Origin of the sequence: Nitrosospira sp. Nsp1 (assembly GCF_900100985.1) — a bacterium.
Taxonomy (GTDB): Bacteria; Pseudomonadota; Gammaproteobacteria; order Burkholderiales; family Nitrosomonadaceae; genus Nitrosospira.
The window spans coordinates 22,989-46,270 of the sequence record NZ_FMUF01000004.1; the positions used below are offsets into that span (position 1 = coordinate 22,989).

The 23,282-nt window shown below is 53.8% G+C and carries 19 protein-coding genes; 4 read left to right on the top strand and 15 right to left on the bottom strand.

All coding sequences use genetic code 11. From position 1 onward, the window contains the following. Positions 1 to 57: 57 nt before the first annotated feature. The 3 genes from BLP78_RS03450 to rluD all read right to left on the bottom strand — a co-directional run bounded on the left by BLP78_RS03450 (position 58) and on the right by rluD (position 2,757). Positions 58 to 864: a ZIP family metal transporter gene (locus tag BLP78_RS03450; protein WP_090456559.1), complete on the bottom strand. Its 807-nt coding sequence runs from the start codon at positions 862 to 864 to the stop codon at positions 58 to 60. A gap of 143 nt (positions 865 to 1,007) precedes the next feature. Then, on the bottom strand, positions 1,008 to 1,742 hold the full coding sequence (gene pgeF, locus BLP78_RS03455) for a peptidoglycan editing factor PgeF (RefSeq protein WP_090456867.1): 735 nt from the start codon (positions 1,740 to 1,742) through the stop codon (positions 1,008 to 1,010). A 16-nt stretch (positions 1,743 to 1,758) separates the two neighbouring features. Further along, entirely contained in the window at positions 1,759 to 2,757 is a 999-nt protein-coding gene (gene rluD, locus BLP78_RS03460) for a 23S rRNA pseudouridine(1911/1915/1917) synthase RluD (RefSeq protein ID WP_256330043.1), read from the bottom strand. A gap of 1 nt (position 2,758) precedes the next feature. Here rluD and BLP78_RS03465 point away from each other — a divergent pair, with 1 nt between their 5' ends. Further along, a complete protein-coding gene (locus BLP78_RS03465; protein ID WP_090456563.1) occupies positions 2,759 to 3,559 on the top strand; it encodes an outer membrane protein assembly factor BamD in 801 nt (266 codons plus the stop codon). Positions 3,560 to 3,618: 59 nt separating this feature from the next. Here BLP78_RS03465 and BLP78_RS03470 read toward each other — a convergent pair whose 3' ends face one another. Continuing rightward, positions 3,619 to 4,116 carry a universal stress protein gene (locus BLP78_RS03470; protein WP_090456565.1) on the bottom strand — a complete coding sequence of 166 codons (498 nt, stop codon included), beginning with the start codon at positions 4,114 to 4,116 and terminating at the stop codon, positions 3,619 to 3,621. 299 nt (positions 4,117 to 4,415) lie between these two features. Beyond that, on the bottom strand, positions 4,416 to 5,099 hold the full coding sequence (locus BLP78_RS03475) for an arylesterase (protein ID WP_090456567.1): 684 nt from the start codon (positions 5,097 to 5,099) through the stop codon (positions 4,416 to 4,418). On the opposite strand from BLP78_RS03475, the gene BLP78_RS03480 reads away from it, so the two are divergent. The 3 genes from BLP78_RS03480 (at position 5,098) to BLP78_RS03490 (ending at position 10,249) form a co-directional block, all read left to right on the top strand. Further along, positions 5,098 to 5,784 (top strand): ABC transporter ATP-binding protein, encoded by a 687-nt coding sequence (locus BLP78_RS03480; RefSeq protein WP_090456569.1) that lies wholly within the window; start codon positions 5,098 to 5,100, stop codon positions 5,782 to 5,784. The two genes, BLP78_RS03475 and BLP78_RS03480, sit on opposite strands and share 2 nt — an antisense overlap. Before the next feature lie 107 nt (positions 5,785 to 5,891). After that, a complete protein-coding gene (locus tag BLP78_RS03485) occupies positions 5,892 to 7,097 on the top strand; it encodes an efflux RND transporter periplasmic adaptor subunit (protein WP_090456571.1) in 1,206 nt (401 codons plus the stop codon). Positions 7,098 to 7,156: 59 nt separating this feature from the next. Next, entirely contained in the window at positions 7,157 to 10,249 is a 3,093-nt protein-coding gene (locus BLP78_RS03490) for an efflux RND transporter permease subunit (RefSeq protein WP_090456573.1), read from the top strand. A 6-nt stretch (positions 10,250 to 10,255) separates the two neighbouring features. Here the strand turns inward: BLP78_RS03490 and BLP78_RS03495 are convergent, their stop codons facing one another. From BLP78_RS03495 to BLP78_RS03540, 10 genes are all read right to left on the bottom strand, one after another. Next, the gene (locus tag BLP78_RS03495; protein WP_218118910.1) at positions 10,256 to 11,545 is read right to left on the bottom strand and encodes an amidohydrolase family protein; all 1,290 of its coding nucleotides are present in this window, start codon (positions 11,543 to 11,545) and stop codon (positions 10,256 to 10,258) included. A gap of 22 nt (positions 11,546 to 11,567) precedes the next feature. Continuing rightward, complete coding sequence (locus BLP78_RS03500; RefSeq protein ID WP_256330006.1) at positions 11,568 to 12,716, bottom strand: glucuronyl hydrolase; 1,149 nt, start codon at positions 12,714 to 12,716, stop codon at positions 11,568 to 11,570. Continuing rightward, positions 12,710 to 13,915 (bottom strand): MFS transporter, encoded by a 1,206-nt coding sequence (locus tag BLP78_RS03505; protein ID WP_090456575.1) that lies wholly within the window; start codon positions 13,913 to 13,915, stop codon positions 12,710 to 12,712. Before BLP78_RS03505 ends, BLP78_RS03500 begins: the two co-directional genes overlap by 7 nt. 373 nt (positions 13,916 to 14,288) lie before the next feature. Then, positions 14,289 to 15,491, bottom strand: coding sequence for an acyl-CoA dehydrogenase family protein (locus tag BLP78_RS03510; RefSeq protein WP_090456577.1), 1,203 nt, complete (start codon positions 15,489 to 15,491; stop codon positions 14,289 to 14,291). After that, positions 15,485 to 17,158 carry a class I adenylate-forming enzyme family protein gene (locus tag BLP78_RS03515; RefSeq protein ID WP_090456579.1) on the bottom strand — a complete coding sequence of 558 codons (1,674 nt, stop codon included), beginning with the start codon at positions 17,156 to 17,158 and terminating at the stop codon, positions 15,485 to 15,487. The genes BLP78_RS03510 and BLP78_RS03515 overlap by 7 nt, the downstream gene beginning before the upstream one ends. Next, positions 17,155 to 19,041, bottom strand: a complete 1,887-nt coding sequence (locus tag BLP78_RS03520; protein WP_218118911.1) for a CoA transferase — start codon at positions 19,039 to 19,041, stop codon at positions 17,155 to 17,157. The genes BLP78_RS03515 and BLP78_RS03520 overlap by 4 nt, the downstream gene beginning before the upstream one ends. A gap of 31 nt (positions 19,042 to 19,072) precedes the next feature. After that, on the bottom strand, positions 19,073 to 19,348 hold the full coding sequence (locus BLP78_RS03525; protein WP_090456873.1) for a MoaD/ThiS family protein: 276 nt from the start codon (positions 19,346 to 19,348) through the stop codon (positions 19,073 to 19,075). Positions 19,349 to 19,464: 116 nt separating this feature from the next. Further along, the gene (locus tag BLP78_RS03530; protein WP_090456583.1) at positions 19,465 to 19,908 is read right to left on the bottom strand and encodes a M67 family metallopeptidase; all 444 of its coding nucleotides are present in this window, start codon (positions 19,906 to 19,908) and stop codon (positions 19,465 to 19,467) included. A 185-nt stretch (positions 19,909 to 20,093) separates the two neighbouring features. Continuing rightward, complete coding sequence (gene moeB / locus BLP78_RS03535; protein ID WP_090456585.1) at positions 20,094 to 21,266, bottom strand: molybdopterin-synthase adenylyltransferase MoeB; 1,173 nt, start codon at positions 21,264 to 21,266, stop codon at positions 20,094 to 20,096. Between the two features lie 77 nt (positions 21,267 to 21,343). Beyond that, complete coding sequence (locus BLP78_RS03540; RefSeq protein WP_256330007.1) at positions 21,344 to 23,218, bottom strand: TonB-dependent receptor; 1,875 nt, start codon at positions 23,216 to 23,218, stop codon at positions 21,344 to 21,346. Between the last annotated feature and the right edge of the window lie 64 nt (positions 23,219 to 23,282).

A 23,282-nucleotide genomic window follows, 5' to 3' on the forward strand; every position in this document is an offset into this window, starting at 1 on the left:
AGAAGAATTATGTCCAGGCCTGAAGGTCGGCATCAAGACTTTCCAAATATTTACAAATTATGCTGGGTGAGTGAAGAGGCTGCCAGCCAGCCAAATGGAGCTGATGCCCAGCGTGATGAGTGCGACCTGCTGGACAGTCGCGCCGATTTCCGGGCGCTTATGCAACCCGGGAATCAAGTCCGACATTGCCACATAAATCATGCTGGCCGAAGCCAGCCCCAGCAGCGAGGGGATGAAGTGGTTCATGTCTTGCAACATGAAATAGGTCGACAATCCCCCGAGCAAAGTGGCGGCGCTGGAAAAAAGATTAAAGAGAAGTGCCTGCCGGCGAGTATAGCCCGAATTGAGCAGAATCAGAAAATCACCGGCTTCCTGCGGGATTTCGTGGGCAATTATGGCAATGGATGTAACAATGCCCAATTGCACATCCGCCATAAATGCCGCGGCAATGAGTATGCCGTCGACAAAATTGTGAAACGTATCGCCCAGCATGATCATCATACCGCTACGGCCATGATCATGTTGATCATGGCTCGGTGTTGCAACGATGGCAGCGCCGGGCAGACGATCATGGGCCTCGCATTCTTCCGCATGGCAGTGGCGCCACAATACCAGTTTTTCCAGAATGAAGAATAACAGGATACCGAACAGCACTGTGCCGGTCATCTGCGCCGGATTTTTTGAAAGCTCGAGCGCCTCCGGCAGCGCATTGAGAAAAGCGGCCCCCAGCAGCGCGCCGATAGCATATGAGACCAGCATTTGCACCCACGAGGCGCGGGTATTAAGCGTCAGCGCGGCGGCGAACAGCACGCTTAACATACCGCCGAAAAGGCTGGTGACTATGATCCAGGCAAGAATGGACATTTACTGCGATTCGTGAAAAATGCGGGATTATACGCTTTTGCAAGACGTGAATTCAGGCGATAGCGCGGTAGGGCTGCAATGAACCTGCGATGGCATATTCATAATCCGCTTCAGCCGCGCTTCCCTGGCGCTCCAACGCTGACCTATTGCTCCAGCCAGATCAGTCCCGCCATGCGTCCGGTCTTGCCATCGCGACGATAAGAAAAAAATCTTGCCGGGTCGCTAAAGGTGCATTCTCCGCCACCGTAAATTTCCGCCACGCCGGCGTTCGTCAGTCGCTGTCGCGCCAGCAGGAAAAGATCGGCTAACCATTTGCCATTATTGCGGGAAATGAAGGTGAAAGCGGATTTTTCATCGCGTTCGATAAAGACCTTGCGTACCTCTTCACCAACCTCGAAATGATCGGGTCCGATTGCCGGGCCGAGCCAGGCCATGAGCGGACTGCTCAACGTACCTATTGCCGATACGGTGCGTTCGATAATCCCCTCGGACATTCCGCGCCAGCCGGCATGAATTACGGCAACCATGGTGCCTGCGCGGTCGCACAATAGTACCGGCAGGCAATCTGCCACGAGTACTGCGCAGATAACTCCCGGGCGCCGGCTGAACGCTCCATCGCTCTCACATGAGGATGTGCAATCATGCTCATCAAAGTCTATCGATTCCGTGCCGTGCACCTGTTTGAGCCATCCCGGTTCGCCTGGCAAAAACCGGCGTAGCAGGGTGCGGTTTTGTTTGACGATTAATGGATCATCGCCAACATGATCGCCCAGGTTGAGGCTGGCATAAGGTGCACTGCTGACCCCACCATTACGCGTGGTGAACAGCGCTTTGACATTGCTCGGCGCGGGCCAGTCAGGGGTGATCCAATCGTTCATATCGCTCATGAATCGATCATTGGTGTTGCCGCAGCCTCAGCAGGAGGCTGCTCATGTCCTCGGGCAATGGCGCCTCCCAGCCCATCCTCATGCCACTTTGTGGATGGGTGAGTTCCAGCTTTTGCGCATGTAGTGCCTGCCTCGAAAAACCAATCAGCTGCATGGCCTCGAGAATGCTCTTTTTGGGTTTGCCGCCATACACGGGGTCTCCCATAAGTGGATGACCGATGGAGTGCATATGCACACGGATCTGGTGGGTGCGTCCGGTTTCCAGGCTGCACTGGAGTAAAGTGCTTTCGTCGAATTTTTCCTGTACGCGGTAATGGGTGCGCGCTTCTTTGCCGCTCGCAATCACAGCCATTTTCGTCCGCTGTACCGGATGCCGTCCTACCGGGGCATCGACCCATCCCCCTACCGACACCTGGCCCAGCACCAGCGCCAGATAATCGCGCGTTACAGTATGCTTTTGCAGTTGCCGCACCAGACTGGTCTGGGCTTCAAGCGTTTTCGCCACGACCAGCAGGCCGCTGGTATCCTTATCCAACCGGTGAACAATGCCGGCGCGGGGTATTGCGGCCAGTTGCGCGGCGTGATGCAACAGCGCATTCAGCATGGTTCCCTGCCAATTGCCGCTGCCAGGGTGAACTACCAGCCCGGCTGGCTTGTTGATGACAATCAGTTCGTCATCCTCGTAGGCGATATCCAGCAAGATAGCCTCGGCCGCGTGGCTGGTTTCGATGGAGCAATGCGCCGGCTTGACCTCGATCTTTTCTCCACTCCACACTTTTTGTCTGGGAATAGCATCTCTACCATCAACGCTGATACGTTTTTCCCGTATCCATGCCTGCAGGCGGTTGCGAGACCAATCAGGCAACAATTGCGCCAGAACCTGGTCAAGTCGCGCTCCGGCAAAATGCCGGGGGATTATCAGCTCGATCGTGGTTTCAGTCGATTCAGACCGTATGGGCTTTGCGCTATAATGGCCAAATCCATTTTTGGTTTCCAAATAACTCATCATGTCACGTAGTGTAGCTTTATTTCTGGTGTTGCTGCTATCCGCATGCGGGCTGTTGTCCAAAGAGGTGAAGGACTCCAAGAATTGGTCCGCAAGCAAGTACTACTCTGAAGCAAAGTCGGAATTGAACGAAGGGAATTATGGAGGTGCCATCAAGCTATTCGAGGCGCTGGAGGCACGTTATCCCTACGGCCGCTTTGCGCAGCAGGCGCAGCTTGAAGTCGCCTATGCCTATTATAAAGATGGTGAACAGGCCACGGCTATTGCGGCTGCCGACCGCTTTATCAAGCTTCACCCCAATCATACCAATGTCGATTATGCGTATTACCTCAAGGGCCTGTCGAATTTCAATGACGATCTCGGATTGATGGGCATCGTGTCGGAAAAAATTCTCAATCAGGATATGAGCGAGCGTGATCCGAAAGCGTCACGCGAATCATTTGAAAATTTCAAGGAATTAGTGTCCCGTTATCCCAAAAGCAAATACGCGGCCGATGCGGTACAGCGAATGAAGCATCTGGTTAACGTGGTGGCTTTGAATGAAGTCCAGGTGGCACGTTATTACATCAAGCGGGGCGGTTACGTTGCCGCTGCCAACCGTGCTCAATATGCGCTGAAGGAATACCCGCAGACGCCGGCTACGGAAGAAGCGTTATTCATCATGATGAAATCGTACGATGCGCTGGGTATGACCGATTTGCGTGACGATGCGCATCGCGTGATGAAAAAGAATTTCCCCGATAGCCGGTTCTTCCAGGATTCAACTGGAAAAAGCGCTGAACCCTGGTGGAGATTCTGGTAATACCAGGCATCGGCGGTAGGCGGGCAGTCTTGGATATTTCCTTTAAGTCCGACCGGCTGCTAGCCTAACGGGTTAAACGCCACATCCTCCGATGGGCGTTCGTGCGCAGCTTCATCCTGCAAACGAATTGCTAGGACGTCGCATCCGGCATGATGCAGCACGCTGCTTGCTGTTGATCCCAGCAATAAGGCAAGGCCATGACGGCCATGCGACCCCACGACGATTAGATCGATATGCTCCCGCTCGGCAATCCGTACGATCTCCTGTCCAGGCACGCCCCAAACCATCCATCGACGGGTTGGATCCACATTCAGTTGGTCACCGACCTGCTTCAACTTGAATTTTTCCGCCTCCAGCAATTCATAGGTTGAATATTCATTCAGGGCAATTGCGGTTCCATACGCTGTATCGGGCATGGGTATATCATCCAGCACATGAATCATGCTCAATTTGGCGTGGAATAGCGCTGCTAAATAGCCTGCTTTCCGCGCGACATGGTTTCCGTGCTCCGAAAAATCCACTGCGAGTAAAATATGCCGATAGTTTCCATTATTCATGGTGCGAGCCGGGGAGAGGAAAAGACTATATTACCCAGATAATTCATTAGGCGGCTCTGCGAGCCTACGCGAGTGCTGGCGGTCAGTTTGCGGCCATTTTTGCTACCTGCGCGGCGTCCATAGACCAGGCTATGGACTTCTCTCAACCGGCAAAACTGTCTCGCAACCTGCCTCGCCACCATCTCGCGTCCTAATGGATTATCTGGGTTTAAAATTGGTCAAACGGTTGCAATACCTGGAATAGCATGATGCGGATTTGGATTATTGAAAGTATAATCGCTGGTAACCCGAGTAGCTGATCAGCGTGAAGTTCCAGGTTCTTCATAAGCAACGGCTTCGGGGGATTTGATCATCGTCTTTAAGATTTTCCACACATTATCCACAATTTTTTCTTGCGCCTGGGCACTTGGATGTATCCCGTCTGCCTGAAAAAATTCCCGTTTGTCGCCAAATCCATCCAGCAGGAACGGCACCAGTTTGAGCCCATGGCGTTTAGCCAGTTGCGGGTATATATCCTGAAACTTTTGCGTATAGGCTATGCCATAATTAGGCGGCAATTGCATCCCGGCCAGCAGTACCGCGGTTTTATTTCGCAAGCATGCTTCAATGATGGCTTCGAGATCATCACGGATGGATTCGATAGGCGTCCCTCGCAACCCATCATTGCCGCCAAGCTCGATGACTACGATGTCCGGTCGATGGGTCTTGATCGCTTGCCCGATCCGATTTCGTCCTCCCGCCGCCGTTTCGCCACTGATGCTATTGTTGATCAGCGTTGCCTGCGATTTTATTTGCAGCCGCCTCTTCAGCAGACTGACCCATCCCGCATTGTGCGGCAGGCCATAGCCAGCAGACAAGCTGTCCCCAAATACCATGATAGTAGTGGTTCCGGCTGTGGTCGCAGGCTCCGGCGGTGCTGCCGCGCCTGAGCCAGCAACTCCGATACTTGACAGGATATACAGAATAACCAGGAAATTTTTCATGACAGATAATTTTATTGTGCGGCCTATTGTGCAGGCAATCGGGTTGACCAAGCAAGTAAGTACGGGCAGTGAACAGCTTACCATTCTGGAGAATATCCATCTGGAGATAAATGCAGGTGACTCGGTTGCTGTGGTGGGGGCGTCAGGCTCGGGCAAGTCGACACTGCTGGGGCTGCTCGCAGGATTAGATACGCCTTCCAGCGGTAAGGTTCATCTTTACGGAGAAGATATTTTTTTATTGGATGAAGATGCGCGAGCGGCGCTGCGCGGGCGCATGCTGGGGTTCGTATTCCAGTCATTCCAGTTGTTACCTGCCTTGACCGCAGTTGAAAACGTGATGCTGCCGCTGGAGCTGATCGGTACAGGCAATGCAGAGGCTGCCGCGCTGAAGCTGCTTGAACGAGTCGGCCTCGGAATGCGCCTGACGCACTATCCCCGGCAACTCTCCGGCGGTGAGCAACAGCGTGTCGCTATTGCACGCGCCTTCGTGACGCAACCGCAATTGTTGCTGGCTGATGAGCCGACCGGTAACCTCGACTCCACCACAGGGGCGCAAATCATCGAGCTCATGTTTGAGCTGAACCGCGAGCGTGGCACCACTTTGGTTCTCGTGACGCATGACGAAGCTATTTCAAGCCGTTGTGCGTGGCGGATACGCCTGGCCGGGGGGAGGATCGTGGATTGAGGGAATGTAGCAAGGTGCATGATTGGTGCGGGGAAACAATAATGGGACTATGGCATACTGCTTCGCTTTTTGCTGCTGGTTCAATTGCAGGTAAGTGAGACATTGCCATGGAAGTCATTTCTCGAACAAAACCTGCAAGACCCGCCGGGTCTCGCCGGAAATTGATGGTATCCGGCCTTGTGCTGGCGGCATTGATCGCCGGTTCCTGGGTCTGGCGTAACCACGGTGCTTCGACTGAAGCGAAGAGCAAGCCGGCTGAGGTGACGACTGTCGTGACCGCAGCGGTTGCGCAGAGCGATGTACCGGTGAGACTGACCGCAAACGGCACGGTGTCCGCGCAGCAAACGGTTGTGGTTCGGCCTCAGCTTAGCGCGGTCATTAAGGCAGTGCATATCAAGGAAGGGCAATTCGTGCAAAAGGGTGAGACGCTATTTTCGCTTGATGCACGTACCGAGGATGCCAATCTCAGCAAAACCGAAGGACAACTCGCAAAATCCAGGGCTGACCTGAGAAACGCCGAGCGCAACCTTGAACGCCAGCGCGAGCTGTATCGGCAAAACTTCATTTCGCAGGCTGCGCTCGACGTGGCAGAGAATCAGGCTGACGCGCTGCGCGGCCAGCTTGTGGTTGATCAGGCCACCGTGCAGGCCAATCTTGTTGCGCGCGGTTTCAGCGTGATCACTGCGCCCATTGCCGGGCGGACCGGCGCTATCCCCGTGTATCAGGGAAGTCTGGTGCAACCGACCGATGCGTTAGTGAGCATCACGCAGGTCGATCCGATCAATGTCAATTTCACCTTGCCGGAGCGCGAGTTCGTGCCTCTGCAACAGGCGCGCGCCAAAGGCGAAGTACCTGTGATTGTGCAGCTCGGTCCCGCGGGGAAAGAGGCGAGAACGGGGCGGCTTACTTTTGTCGATAATGCGGTAGATACGGCAAGCGGCACAATTGGTCTTAAAGCAGAGTTTCCCAATGCGGACAAACATCTCTGGCCCGGCATGTTCGTCACGGTGACGCTCTCACCGCGCACGCTGGCGGGCGCGTTCACCGTTCCGGTGCAGGCGGTACAGAATGGTCCTCAGGGAAGATTTCTTTATGTAGTCGGTGGCAACAATGAAGTAAGTTCTGTTCCGGTCAATGTAAATCTGGTCCAGGATGGGCTTGCGGTAATAGAAGGAGACGCCATAGCCCCAGAGATGCGAATTGTCGTGGAAGGTGCGCAGAATCTCAGGCCGGGCAGCATTGTGACCGAAACCAAGGCCAATGGGCCTGGGATGGGCCTGAGCATGGAGCAAACAGGCAGGCAGGCCAGATGAGCGAACCAGCATACCCGAGCGTGTCCAGCCGGCCGGTAAAGCGGTCGCATTAGTAAGCAATGAATCTTTCCGAATTATGTATCCGCCGCCCGATAATGACGGTACTGCTGTCAGCATCCGCCGTTGTGGCCGGCATTATTGCATATGGCGGCTTATCCATCGCCGCACTGCCAAGTTACGACTCGCCAACCATTTCCGTGAGCGCAGTGCTGCCGGGTGCAAGTCCGGAGACAATGGCTTCTTCGGTGGCGGCCCCGCTTGAGCGGCAGTTTTCTGCTATCTCGGGTCTTTCGGTAATCAGTTCGACAAGTACGCTGAGCAATACCGCAATCACTCTGGAATTCGACCAGGACCGTGATATCGATAGTGCCTCCATCGACGTACAGGCAGCATTATTGCGGGCGCAGCGATCCCTCCCGGTGGAAATGACCACGCCGCCGTCCTACCGCAAGATCAATCCCGCCGATTCCCCGATTATTTTTCTGGCCCTGACGTCGCCTTCCATGTCGCTGCCGGAGTTGAACAGCTTTGCCGAAGATCTTATTTCTCCAACGCTGTCCACATTGCCTGGCGTTGCGCAGGTACAAATCAATGGCCAGAAAAAATATGCTGTGCGCGTGCTGGTGAATCCCGAAGCGCTTGCAGTGCGCGATCTGACTCTCGATGATATTGCTGTCGCACTGCAAACCGCCAACGCCAACTCTCCGATTGGCACGCTGGAAGGACCACGCCAGGCACTCACCATCCAGGCCAATCGTCAGCTCAGCAACGCCGCTGCGTTTGCGAAACTGATCGTGGCGACGTCACCCAGCGGAAATCCCGTAAGACTTTCCGAGGTGGCACAGGTTGAAGACAGCGTGCAATCGCTCAAGACGGCGAGCTGGGTTAATGGAGAGCAGGCGATTACACTTTCGGTGCAGCGCCAGCCAGGCGCCAATACCGTGGCGACAGTCGATGCGGTCAAGGCAGCAATACCGGCATTGATTGCCCAGATGCCGTCATCTGTTCAACTTAGGCTGACCAGCGATCGTTCAGTTTCCATTCGCGACTCCATACATGATGTTCAGGTCACGCTGGCAATCACTATTGTCCTGGTCCTGCTGGTGATTTTTTTATTCCTGCGCAAGGCTTCCGCTACATTGATCCCTGCGCTGTCACTGCCGATCTCGCTATTGGGGACAGTCGCACTGATGCGTGTGCTCGATTACAGCCTGGACAACATTTCTCTGCTGGCGATCACTCTCGCGGTCGGGTTGGTGGTAGACGATGCCATCGTGATGCTCGAGAATATCGTACGCCATATCGAGAAGGGAATGCCGCCTCTGCAGGCGGCGCTCCAGGGTTCAAAGGAAGTCAGCTTTACCATCATTTCCATTTCACTCTCGCTGGTCGCCGTCTTTATTCCTATTTTCTTCATGCCCGGCGTGATTGGTCTGCTTTTTCATGAGTTTGCCGCTGTTGTGGGAATCGCTGTTCTGATGTCGGCTGTCGTATCGCTTACATTGGTGCCGGTGATGACCAGCCGCTACCTTGCCCGGCATGAAGCCGAAGGCTTCAGCCTGCGATGGACTGAATGGTTCGATCGTGGATTCAATAAAGTTCTGGCGACCTATGAGCGCCTGCTCGATTCGGCGCTGATTCACCGCCGCACGGTGCTGGGCATTGCATTTGGCACCTTCGTTGCCACCGGCGTGTTATTCATGGTCTTGCCCAAGGGTTTTTTTCCTAATGAGGATATTGGTCAGGCGCTGATCACAGTGGATGCTGTCGAGGATATTTCCTTCCCGGCCATGACCGAGTTGTTGCAACGTACGGATGATGTGATTCGCGCCAATCCCGCAGTCGACACCGTGATTGTTTACGCCAGCGAAAGCAATAGCGCACGCCTGTTCATGACCCTCAAGCCGCGTAGCGAACGCAAGTCTATTGAGAAGGTAATGGAAGAGTTGCGCCGGGATGTGCGCGCGGTCCCGGGTGTAAGCGTCTTTATCAACCCCATCCAGAATCTCAGGCTTGGCGGCCGCACGAGCAAAAGCCGCTATCAGTACGTCATGCGCAGCGTGCGCGCCGAAGAGTTGCGTGCCACGGCCGATAGTCTTATCGCACGCATGCGTGAGGATGCCATCTTTCGGGATGTCACCAGCGACGCGCAATTGAAGGGCCTGGAGGCACGGCTCAATATCAATCGCGACAAGATCAATCTGTTGGGCGTGCAAATGGCCGATATTCGTGCCGCGCTCTATAGCGCCTTCGGCGAGCGCCAGGTCTCGACGATCTATACATCCAGCGATAGCTATCAGGTTATCTTGCAGGTAGCCGCTGAGCATCAGTTCGACGAGAGCGCTTTCGGCAAGATCTATCTGCGCGCCAAGAATGACATGCTGGTGCCGTTATCGAGCGTTGCCACGGTCGAGCGTGAAGTGGGGCCGATTGCAATCAATCATGCGGGCCAGCTCGAAGCGGTGACAATATCATTCAATCTGGCTCCCGGAGCGGCATTGGGCGATGCTTCCGCCCATCTTGACCAGTTCAAGCGCGAGCTGAATCTGCCAGCCAGTATTCTTACCAGCTATGCGGGAGACGCCGCGGCGTTCCAGTCGTCGCAAGCGAGTCAGGTAGTCCTGATTGTTGCCGCGTTGCTGGTAATCTACGTATTGCTTGGCGTGCTATACGAGAGCTATATCCACCCGATCACGATTCTATCCGGCTTGCCTTCCGCCGCTGTCGGTGCGCTGGGGATGCTGTGGTTATTCAATATGGAACTGTCGATTATCGCCATGATCGGTATCCTGATGCTGATCGGCATCGTCAAGAAGAACGCGATCATGATGATCGACTTTGCGCTCGATGCCCAGCGCAACGACGGCCTGATGCCGTATGAGGCGATCCGGACCGCATGTCTGTTGCGCTTCCGGCCGATAATGATGACTACACTGGCAGCACTGATGGGCGCGCTTCCGATCGCGCTCGGTTTGGGTGCGGGTGCGGAGCTGCGTCAGCCTCTGGGACTTGCCGTGGTAGGAGGCTTGCTGTTTTCACAAGTCATTACGCTTTTCATTACGCCGGTGATCTATCTTTACCTGGACCGTTTTTCCGGCGAGGGACCGCTCAAGCTGGAGGGCGATCACGAATCGGCCATCGGAAAAAATTGATGACGATCATGGCGAAACACGCGGGTTCTTGAAATTATTTACTACAATTCGGCCTCCGGATATAACGAGATCAGGATATTCCAGGATTTTCAGGTTATGAGCAGGATCTCCCCGGACTGCAATGATATCCGCAGGCGCATCCTTTTGCAGTGTACCCAGCAGCGGCAAACCCAGATGCTGGCCTGCTTTCGAAGTCGCAGCACGCAACACGTCCATTACGCCCAGCTTCGCCATTTGCATCATGTACATAAGCTCTTGCGCATCGATACCCCTCGGAATATCCGGATGCGCAATTTCGGCGCCGTATAAAAGTTCTCCTCCAAGCGCCGCCCAGTTGCGGGCATTACCTGCAATCCCGGAACATTTCGATAGCGTATCCAGCGTACCGACTATTTTTACATTCTGCGCCACTGCCTGTTTTAGCAGCGATTCGGGAATAACGTTACATGGCATGTGGGCCCACTCGTCAACACCTGCATTGATTGCAATTTGCGCGCCTTCCACCTCAGCAATATGTGCTGTCACTTGACGATTGTTTTTATGCGCTTCATCCACGATCGCTCTGACGACATTTTCCGGCAGCAGTGGCCATGCATGTTTTGCATGGGAAGAATCATGCGCATGTGGATGCCGGGCTTCCACGTGTTCGGCAACCGCTGGATCATGATGACCATGACTGGAATGGCCGTGACCGGAGGACCACGGAGCGCCCGCTTCACCGCCGGGTTCCAGCGCGACTTTGATCACGACAGCGCCTCCCCTGATAAGATCGCGGACGGTTGTGCGTGCTTCTTCTTCCGTTGAAACCGCTGTTGCGATGTTGGTATCTCCCAACATCGGGATAGGGTAGCCGTTCGGTGCGGTAATTATTGGTCCGGAGGTGAGTACACGTAAAGCGCCATCTCCGCCATATGGCTTATGTAGGGGCCCGCCGACATCCCGGATGGTCGTAATGCCATGCTTCAGGACGGTATCGGCCGGAATATTTTGAAACGAAAGATGCGCATGCAGTTCGATAAAGCCGGGTAGTATCGTTGAATCGCCCAGATCGATGACCTTCACATGACTGGACTCGAGTGATTCACGCGTATCAATTCGTGCAACTCGCCCATTTATCACTAATACCGACGTGTTGGTTCTGATGTTATAGCCATCGAAAACTCTTGCCGCGTGCAGCAGAACAGATTCGTGCTCCGTTTCCTCGGCGACGGCTTCGGACGAAACAGAGATTGTCAGGATCAGCAATAAACAGGACATCATGTGGCTGATCAAGCGGAAGCGCATGTATTTCATCATTTCATATCCCATTTCAGATCCTTTAGCAGTGGTTCGGTTCGATGGCGCCAATAAGCACGCAGAGTGCCGCCATGAGAAAAAAGCTGCCCCAGGCCGATTCGACCAGCGCATCCTTTCCTTCATTGGTTTTGTAACAGCAGCCCCCGAATTTTCCCGGAGTGGTCCTGTTTGACGTTGTTTTACTTTCGTCAAGGCCCGTGAAATATCGGCTGCGAACGATTGCAGCGACCTGTTGATGGGCATGAATGCGCCATGGAGTTCCATCCGGTACAAGATCAGCCAGCGACAGCATTGCCAGAGACGCGATCACGGTAGACGAGGGATCGGAAAGACCCAAGGGATTGTCGAGCCGGTTTGGAGGCAGAGGTTCCGGACGAGAACCCTTCCAATATTCACAGGCAGACTGAGTATGAGTCAAGTAGGGTTCTCCCCATCGCGCTGCAGCCCGGCTCAATCCCAACATGGCCCAAGCCTGACCACGAGACCACATGCCTGCTCGATCGGAGGGACGAAAATGTCCTTGCTCGAAATGTGCAACAGAATGAAATACGCCATCATCTGCGTGACATGCCGTCAATATCGTATTTGCATGATATTGCGAGATGTGTGCGTAATCACTGCCGCTACTGCCGCCGAGAAGCTGCATTAAAGAAGCAAAGGTATCTGTCGTAACGAGTTTATTTCCTTTCTCTCCGCCACCCATACCGGTACCAAGGGGTATGCAATTTATTTCCGGATCATAGGAAGCCGCAAGTGCGGCGATGGCTTCGTCTGTAAGCTTGCGTGCATTGGCATCGTCAAACCAGAGCGCTCCCAAGGATGCGCCATACCAAAAAATCAGGCTTCGATTAACGGAATCGACGCTGATTTTCGAGGATAAGCGCTGACAGATATCCGATGCTTTGCGTTGATCCGCGGCTGATCCGGTTAGTCGCGATCGCAACCACCACCATGCCCCCCAGAATCCTCCGGTCCAGGAACCACCCGGGGAGACAATCCAACGATCAGTATGTCCCGGTGAATAAAGGGGAAAGCCGCCCATAACGTGAGAGTCAATGATCTCCATGCGGCGCATCATCAATTCAAGCGTATTTATCAATTCTTTACGGCTTAATAGCGGTTCGTAAGCCATATCGGTACTACCGAATTCCGGTTGATGAAGGATCAGCAAGTGGGTGCCTGTACTTTGCGGCGACGGGCGGACGCCAATACCAAAGATAGGGCGCATGCGAGTAAAAGCGAGCTAACCTGCATGCTCCAGCCAAGCGGCAAGCCGGTGGAATAATTGGACAAGGCACCGTAAAGCGGCGGGCCCAGCGCAAAACCGCCGAAGAAAGCAGCCGACACGAGGCCGGACGCGGCACTTACAGGACCAAAAGCTGGATCTCTGATCAGCATGCTCATCGCGATCGCGTTAGTGCCTACCGCGGTGAGCCCCATGCCCGCTGCACCAATCCACAGCCACCAAAGGTTTGCCGGCCCCGCTTGCATCGTCGCCATCACCGCGCAAGCCGCAATAGCGATCAGTACGAGTAAAAGTAGCGATTCGTCTGCAAGTTTTGCGCCCATCGGAGTCAATACCATGCGCGAGATTATTCCCATTACACCGAAAACGGCGATCAAGGTGCCGGCCATGGATAGCGGCATGCCTTGCTGGGTAGCGAAGGTAGGCAAGAATGTGACGAAAGCGGAGAGCGATATGCCCACGCAGAACTGAATGCCCATCAGCCGCAGCAACAGCGAATTCGGCGGCAAAAACATGAATCCCCTGCCCGTGCTTGCGTGTATTTTAGGGGTGACGAAAGGCGCCGTTATCCCGAACAATATTGCCGCCGGCACAATCATGCCTAATGCGACACGCCAGCCATACTGGATTGCGATGCCGGGAAGCACCAGGCCGGCGAAAAGGGCCGCGACCTGAACGCCGGATTGCTTGAGTCCTACGACCTGTGCTCTTTTTTCCGACGAAACCTGCTGCGCGATCAGTAAATTCGTGACCGGATTTGCAAGGGCCTGGGCGATGCCGCAAACAGCGGCGGCCGCGACCAAGCCATAAAAATTTTCAACCGATGCCATCAGCGTAAAAGCCGATGCGATGGTGAAGAAAAGCGCTATCAATGCATAACGTGAACCAATACGGTCTACGAAAATTCCCGCCCACAGCGACAAAATTGCTGCCAGGCCAAATGAACTCATTATCAGATAACCCAGTAATGCGGGCTCAAAGCGCAAGTCATGGCCAATGAGGGGCCCAAGCGTACTGATGGCATATAAAATCAGCATTGGCAAGGTCATCGCGAACACCAGGACTACTCGAAGCCAAATGCCCGCAATGCTTGCATGCCGAGCGTCGCGTGTCGTTACCGGCATGGTTCGCACCTTGCGCTGCCGAATGGATGTCGACTCGCATATGCCGATACAAGCGGGTAACGACACTCACGCTGCATGCTGCACCCGCACAATAAGTCGCTGGAGAAATTCGACGGATTTGCAGAAATTGAACCTAGATCCGGTAGTTGGACGGGGTGAAGTGTACGGTTTTTGGGGTGCAGGGCAAGGCGCAACGACGCGGAATGGTCGTTCCATTCCAAGGAGTTGCAACGCTGCCATGTGCCCCAAAAACCGTGCAATTCTCCCCGTAGCGCCCTCACCCGGAAGGTGAGCGTCAAATAATATGAAATATTCTTATTAATCATGACACTGATCTATTAAATGAGCGGTCAACTACCGGATTTAGGTTGAATCAGGCAAAATGATATGTGCCCTCTTCTTCATATAAATTGATGAGTCGGCGGCCCACGGAACTGATAAGCGACTCGTCTGTACCGTCAAGAATGCGTGACGTGCGTGCGATTCTATAAATACCCGAAAGTGGGGTCAGATCACTGACGCCTTCAGCGCCGTGAATCTGTACCGCCGAGTCCGATGCGATGCACAAAGCTTGTGATGCTGCTATTTTGGCGATATTGATCTCGACATTATTTGAACGCTGGGCGTCGACGCCTCTCGCGGCGACCCGAATCAGTTCACGCGCACTCGCAATTGCCTGATACGCGTTGACAATATGTTGGCGCACCAACTGTTTCTCCGGTAATCGGGCAGATCTGCCGCGCTCCGAATTGATTCGAGCCCCCATCAAGTCGAAACATCGCTGCGCCAGTCCCACCCAGTTCATCGCACGAAGCAATCTGCCGACGCTCAGACGCTGACCCATTAATTCGATACCGCTGCCGCAGGTTCCCAACAGATTATGCTCAGGGACCTGTACGTCGCTAAAAGAAATCTCGCCTTGATCCAGCGAGCGGCCCATCATGGTGATCCGGCGCTCGATCCTGAATCCCGGCGAATCAGTCGGGACGACAATCATCGACAGCGCTTTGCCGAGCGCGATGTCTTCCCCGCCAGTACGTGCCAGCACAGTGATGAATGTCGCCCGGTCCGTATTGCTGACAAACCATTTTCTGCCATTGATAGTCCAGCTCCCGTTTGACAGGTATGCGCATGTCGTTATCAGGCCGGGAAAGGACCCGCCATGCCCCGGTTCCGTCATGCCGTAACTGGGGGCAGCTTTCCCGAGGGCCATGGGTTCGAGGAAGCGCTTGCAGACTTCATCGGTTCCGAATTTCAGGAGCATATGTGCATCAAGCGCGGAGTGGCTGCCGAAGATTACCGGGGAGAATTCCGTTCGTCCCTCCTGCTCGGCAACGATCAGGTAGTCTTCAAGTGAAGCTATTTTTCCACCCTGCGAGGGCGGGTAAAATAAACCCCATAGTCCGGCATGCCTTGCCTTTTCAGTCAGTTCCGAATGCAGTCGGATTGACCCTTCGCCGTCTTGAGCCAATCGTGATTCGTTCGGGATAATCATTTCATCGACAAACTTTCTCACCTTGCTCGACAGCGCTCTCGCCGACTCCGTATGATTTGATTTTTCATGTGGGCTCAACATTGGTTCGCCCCGTGAGCAACGCCCGGGTCAGCGATAGGTCGGGTAAATTCTATTTCCGCGGTCAACTGTTTTTTATCGATCTTTCCCGCCGGGCTGAGCGGTAACTGCCGGTAATAGCGCAAGTATTCCGGAAGCTTGGTGGTCTCCAGACCCTGGTTGCACAAGTAGCGGGTGAATTGCGATAGCGAGGGACGTTCTGCTCCATCCCGCAATGCCAGGCAGAGGCAAACGCGGTGCCCCAGGTCCGGATCGGCAACCGGTATACAGGCAGCGCTCACGACAGCCGGATGGGAAACGGCAATGTTTTCGATTTGCGCAGGACTGATATTGACGCCGCCACGAATAATGATGTCTTTTTTACGCCCCGATAGCACCAGATACCCATCATCGTCAATAAGTCCCAGGTCTCCGGTATAAACCCATCCATCCTCGTCTCGATATAGGGCGTCCAGGTCGGGCGCATTGACATATTGCATTGGGCTTATCGGGCCTCTGGCCGTGATTTCACCGACGCAACCCTGCGGAACTTCCTGTTTTTGGTCATCCACTATCCGGATGGAACAAACGTCGGGATGAGGCCGGCCCGCCTTAAAAAAAACGGTTTCCAGATCATCGTCAAGCGCGGTGTGGCAATTAACGCCGTCCGCTGAACCGTACAGGCTGATAAAACCACATCCAAACGCATCGGTACAGCGGCGAATCGAGGCGGGATCGATTTTCGCGCCACCGCTGATGATGGCGACCAGACTGGAAGTATCGGCTTTCGATAATGCCGGGTCGGCGGCGATGCGCTGAAACATTGTCGGCACCCCAAATATATAGGCAGGCTTCAGTTCCGCAATAGTTTGAATGGCAGCTGCGACATCGAATTGCCGCAGGACGACAACGGATCCGCCAAGCCAGGATAAAATACCAAATGTCGCGGTTGAACCAAATGCCGTGCCCAGCGGCATCAGGTAAAGGCCTTTGAAGGAACTTCCATCTGGATGTATGTGTTGCAGAAAGCGTCCCCGTCCACCAGCCAGTGCGTTGTGAGAATAAGCAATCCATTTTGGCTCGGATTCCGTCCCGGATGAGATCAGGAAGCGAACGGGCGAATCGGGGGAAACTGTCGGCAACTTATCAGTTTCAATGGGCTCGGCTAGAAATAGATCATCCAGCGTGTGCCAGCCTTCCCGGGTGGCTTTACCATCAACGATGAGAATACGAAGTGACAACAGGGTGGGGCGCAGCGATTCGATAAGTTCGCACAGGTCGATCTTGGCGTATTGCCCTTCGATAATAATTACACGTGCATCACACCTTCTCAGCAAAGACTGGATATCGAGGCGACCGCGTCCGAGAGGGAAGGGCGCTACGATCGCACCAAGCGCCGCAGCCGCGAGATCGATGGCACAGCTATGCCAGCTGTTGTGGAGCTGGTATGCAACGACATCTCCGGGAACGATTCCCAGCGCTTTGAAACTTGCAGCAAGGCGAAGCACCTTGTTCGATAACCCTGCGTATGTGATGGTGTGGTCGAGGGACATCACCGCCGGGGTGTCGGGATGCTGCCGCACATGCTCGCGGAACAACTCGTACAACGATTTATTGGGATAGGTTCCATTCCGGGCCCACAGGCTGCGAACCTCGGCAGGAACCAGATCCGTGATCCCGGAATGGTTCATTTGAAACTCCAGGGGGAATTGACTTTCGTATAAGCCCCGGGGCTCAGGGTCGGCTGCAGATGTGCCATGGTTTGCAGGTCTGCAAGGTCTTCAATGACAACGGCTGAGGGGACGCCTGCATGTTCAAGGATACCTGCCCACTCATCCGCCGTTCTCGAAAGGAACCAGTCGCTCAAGCAATCCTGAAAATCGTCTTCTTCAATAACGATAGCGGTACCCAGGGCTTCGGCTAATCGGACTGCAGTCTTTAAATCGCGACATTCAACCGCAATTTTCCCCCGCTTGGTGGCATAGATGGCGTCAATAATACTTTTTGGAGCTGGACCGGAGCTCGGCAACGCATATAGGCGCTGAAAATCATCCGCACACAGAAGCGTTGCCGCGCTCATTAACGATGACGTGACCTTCGCGCTCATATTATTCATACATCGATTGAGCAGCGCGATAGTGATCCCTTGTGCCGCAACAACGCCTCCGAGCACATCGAGTATCGTAAATAAGGACCCGCCATGTGTGTCGGAGGTTTCCGCGATCTTTTTGGCGATCCCGGAGTAGGCTTGCGCCATGAAGTCTGTGCCGGGCATTTGGCTGGAGGGAGAATGTGTCGCGCTGTCCGTTGCCCAACCGCCGGCATAGGCGTAAACCAGGGATGGATTGGTTGCGGCCAGATCTTCATGGTCGAGATTTAACAGTACCGCTTTGCCAGGCGCCCAGTTATGCAGAAAGACGTCGGCACGTTGCACCAGTTCCTTGACTTCTGTTTGTCCCGCCAGGGATTTGATATCGACTTCTCGAATAGTTTTAAAACGGTTGAGCGCATCGAATCGTGCTGAACAATCACCTGCCATTGGTGGCATGCCTCGCAGAGGATCTCCGCCTGGTGGCTCTATCCGGATGACCTCCGCACCCAGGAGCGCCAGCAGGTGCCCGGCAAGAGGGCCCTGAATACGCCGGCATGATTCGATGACGGTGAGTCCGCTTAACGGTAAATTACCGGTGGAATGGCTTGACCATCCGCCCTTGGGATTGGTCTCGAAAAGAAACTCCCACGGGCCCTGACGCCAAACATGCTGGCTGTCTTCGTCCTGGGCTCTATCATTGATGGATCGCACGGGACAAATAGCCATACCGGTTCTGGCACATATCCGGGAGATGCGGTGATACGTAATATTTGATATTGCGTTGAATAACTCATCAGGCAGAGGGGAAATGGCTTTGGCATACCGCAGCAAAAAAGCAGTCCATCCTTTGCCGGCGACTGCTGAACTTACACCGATCTCGGACCAGAATTTTTGCCAAGGCCCGGCGTCAAGCGTTTCAAGTTCAAAGATGACGCCATCCAGCGAAATGAAAGGTAAACAAGCCGGATGTGAGACGTGGTTTGGCCCTGAGTTTTCGTGAGACTCTGAAGCCGTTGCGCCCGCGATATACTGCCCCATGCTTAACAGGGCTGCGGATGCCATCGAGACGTCGCTGTTCGATACCGAGAGGCCGCGCAGTTGGCCAATGGAAGCGCTAATTCCGCCCTGAAGCGCCAAAGCGGCGGTCAGGGTGGAAACGTAATTCAACCCCAGCGCTTGGGATCTGCCGTTGGCCCGTCCATGTACCGACATCAATCCGCAAGCCGCCTGCATGATATTTTCCGTCACGGAAGCTTGTTTGGAGCTATCACCCCATCTGGTTACATTACATGCTATGGGTGTGGTATGCGGGGTCTTGAATTCAAAAGAAAGTGCTGCATTGTTTGAGCAATTTTCGGTTGCCTCGATTTTCATGCCCAGCGCACCGGACTGGTATAGAAGCGATGACACTATCGCGGCAAAATCCGGGGCAGCGCTTTTTAGCGGCCCCGTTATTGCACAGTTGGTTAATGGGCGATTCATACTCATTCCTCATGTGTGGAGTAAGGCCGGTTCAGCACCCACCGGCAACCGCAGGCAAAATGGTTAACGAGTCGCCGTCGCTCAGGCGGGTTGAAAGGCCGTTGGCAAAACGAATGTCATCGTCGTTCACGTATATATTGATGAAGCGGTGTGCCTTTCCTCCGGCGATCAGCTTCTCTTTCACGCCGGGATACCGCTGCTCCATGTGTTCAATGACTTCGAGTACGCTGAAACCGGTAATTGTGAGGCGTTTTTGATTATCGGTAAGTGGTCTTAATATGGTTGGGATATTTACGGTGACGTGCATGCTTATTCCTTTTTCTGATTTTATGATTTTGAAGAAACCGCAATTGGATCTGATGTGGCTGGACTTGATTTTGCCTTTAAGCGTTAAAATTAGAGCGCGGGACCCATGCAGGTCGCTCAAGCCACCATTGCCAGTTCCCATTCCGATTTATATGAGTCCAGCATTCTGACTCGCTCCTCGGTCACCATGCCGTCACAAATCCGGAAACTGCGAATTTCGTCCCCGTAAATGGGATCTGTTGGAATGATGACGTAGTGGGAGCGAAGTTCGGCCGCAAACTTGACGTCGGTTCGGCTTGGATAGGCCTGCGTATCAGTGTGGGAGTGATAGATAACGATAGGTTCTTCGTCCCGTGCCTCCATTTCTCTCCAGACCTGCAATTGCTGATTGGGGTCGAACTTGAAAAATACCGCCGACCGAGCCGCGTTACGCATCGGGATCAGGCGCAATGGAAGATTGCATCCCTGCGGACCAGCGATGATTCCACAGGTCTCGATGGGGTGATCTTTATGTGCTTGAGCAATCATTGCCTCAACGAGTTTGGTGTGTATGGTCAGCATATTTTTTTAACCTCCATGACATTGTTTATTCAGGCAGCGGGAAAACACGAAGATTCGTTATTCCAGACTTGGGCCCGGAATCCGGTCTAAAACCAATAACGATTTGTTTTGTTTGTGATTTGGATGCCAGCCTGGGGAAGCGACCGCGACAGGGATAGCGGTCAGCCCCTTTGCCGGCCGCTCGGCTAATAACTGGGCAACGACTGATCGACGTCTCTGATCCACGCTAGAATTCCACCGTCCAGGCTTTTGACGTTGGTGAAGCCTTGTTTTTTCATCTCCACGAGAACATCTCTCGAACGGACGCCCATTTTGCAATGCACTACGATGAAATCCTCTTTGTTGAGTTGAGATAAAACCTCTTCGGTCATGATTTTATTTTTGGGAATGTGGTTGGCGCCTTTTATGCGGACAATGTTCCATTCCTCGATTCCACGAACATCGATGAGCCGCATATCCTTACCGCTATCCCGCATTTTCTTGAGTTCCAGTGGACTGATTATGAAGGGGTTAGTCATGTTTTCTATGGCTACCGGCTTCACTCCGCAAAATTCCTGGTAATCCATTAATCCGGTTATAGGCGTTCTCACAGGTGCGCGCCGTAAGGGAATGAATTTGTATGTCATGTCCAGCGCGTCATAGACGGCAAGTCGTCCAAGCAGGGTTTCGCCTAAGCCGGTGATCAATTTAATGGCTTCTGTCGCCATGATCGCGCCGATCGAGGCACAGAGAATGCCTAACACGCCACCTTCGGCACATGAGGGCGCCATCTCCGATGGGGGTGGCTCGGGGTACAGATCACGATAGTTCAAGCCCACTCCATCCGGCGCATCCTCCCAGAAGACGGAGGCCTGTCCTTCGAATCGAAAAATGGATCCCCATACGTATGGTTTTTTCGCAAGCACGCAGGCATCGTTGACGAGATACCGGGTAGAAAAATTATCCGTCCCATCCACAACCAGGTCGTAGCCTGAAATTATCTCTACGGCATTCGTCACTTCAAGGCGTTCGTTATGGAGCTGGACGTGAATATGGGGGTTTAACTCGTTAACCGAGTCTTTCGCACTCCTGGACTTGAGCCTGCCGATATCCGATTGCCCATGAATGATTTGCCTTTGCAGATTGGATTCGTCGACGACATCGAAGTCGATGATTCCCAGTGTTCCGACGCCGGCTGCCGCGAGATACAGCAGCACAGGTGATCCCAAACCACCGGCACCTATCACTAACACTTTACTGTTCTTGAGGCGTTTTTGTCCTTCCACACCGATATCGGGGATCAGCAGATGGCGGCTGTACCGTGAAACTTCGTCTCTGGTTAGTTCTTCCGAAGGGTGTACTAATGGTAATAATTGCATAAAAAACCTCCACGTTTAATTCACGAAGTTCATACCGACATTCGGCGGGTTCAACAGGAATCCATTGCTCTCGTCATTCAGAAGCTTGCGGAAAAGCCGATCTGCCCCCAGCGCCCCGGCATGGGATACCCCGGACGATAGGCGTAACGGGTATCCAGAAGATTTTCCATGGCCACGAAAATTTCGCCTCTTTTGCCAAGCTGCGGCAACTGGTAAGAAACACGGGCATTCATGATCGCAAATGAATGAACGCTCTCGCTGTTGACAGCTCCCGCCGCACGCGGCCGGTTGAGTGCCAGTACGCTTGATTGGTACTGGGTATCGATCGTCAGGCGAATGGGTCCCATTTGCCCATTCAAGCCCGCCGTGACCGCTCTCTTTGGCGTATACGGCAAATTATCGATGCTGGGGTCAAGCAATGTCATTCCGCCAAAAACCGTCCAGTTGGGCGTAATGTTTTGTCGAATCGAAACTTCAGTACCGCGTATGGTATAGGTGCCCAGATTCAGAAACTGAGGGGGCGGCGGAACGTTGGGCGGGAAGCCGAAGATGTAGCGGTTTTTTACCTGATCGGCAAATATGCTGACATCAATCTGTGTTGTTTCGAAAGGATTCAGTTTGAAGCCGACTTCGGCGTGATTGAGTTCTTCCGCGGCAAGTTGTCTCCAGCTTTGCCCCAGAGCGGGTATCACGGAGGAAAGTACGGGGGCCTCCAATCCCGGATAATTGATACCGCGCGATACATTGCCGAAGAGGATGATCCAGTCTGATATCAAAGAGAGACCCGCATGTGGCGACGTCTTTGTCTGGAACATATTGTGGTCATAGACCCGGATGCCAACCGCCGGCACAAGCGACCAGCCTTTACCCAGTTCGATCGTTTGGCTCAATGCTATGTAAGGGGACGTGACGCGGAAAGCAGGTGCATTAAAACTATCCTGTGGCGCCGGGGCGATTCTATTGAATCGCGCATTGCCCGAAATCCAGTCGCTGTCCAGTCCGGCAACAATGGCGCTGCCCTTCCATAGAGAGAATTGCTCCTTCCAGCGCACGCCTATCGTTTCGAAATTGGTAAGCGTATCCCCATCCAGGCCGGACTGATGCAGCCAGTTACCTTCCCCCTTGCTGTAATAAAAACGTAGATCACCGCGCCAGTCATTGTGACGATGCGATATAAAAGCGGAGACCAATCCTGCCTGGGTATTGTATTGCGGCGCCACCGCGGGTCTCGGCAACCGGTTATCGCCTGGATCGCGGGCGGTGTTGGTGACAAAAAGAAAGCTTGTGCCAACCGACCAGTTTGCACCCAGCCGCATGCCGATGCGGCCCATCACATTATTCAGTTCGCCGCTCGCATTGAGTCGCTGGCCATCCGATTGGGCGTGACCTTGCGCCAGCATGAAATCCACATCACCTTTGCGGCCAACCAGATCCGCTTGCTCGATAAAGGTGTTGAAATAGCCTCCGGAAATCCTTGCGCCTGCCTGTATGCCATCCTCGGTTGCGCGCTTGGTTTCCAGATTGATCGACGCAAAGTTATTACCGTTGATTTGAGGTTGGGGGCTTTTGTAGACAGTGATGGATTGCATGCCATTGACCGGCAATAGATCGAGCAATGGGTGGTTCCAGACGCCCATGTAAAATGGAACACCGTCAATATAAGTCTTGATTTCACTGCCGGGCCGGCTGACACCCATTCCGCGTATAAAGACCGCGCCGCCTTGATCGCCACCAAAAGCACCCACCGGGTTGTAGCGTGATATTTGCACCCCTGGGGTACGGCGCAGCGCGGCCGCGAGATCGAACGCATTCTGATCGCGAAGCTGGCTTTCGGTAACCACCGCGGATGTGCTTGAAAACGGATCGATGCGCACGCGATCAATGATCGGATTGGACGTCACAACGACTGGAGTCAGCGCGGTAGTGGAGGATTGCGTTGTAGTCTGTGCCATCGTAAATCCTGAAAAACCTGTTGTTACGAACGTTATGGTCAATGCAATATTTCTCATTCTCATT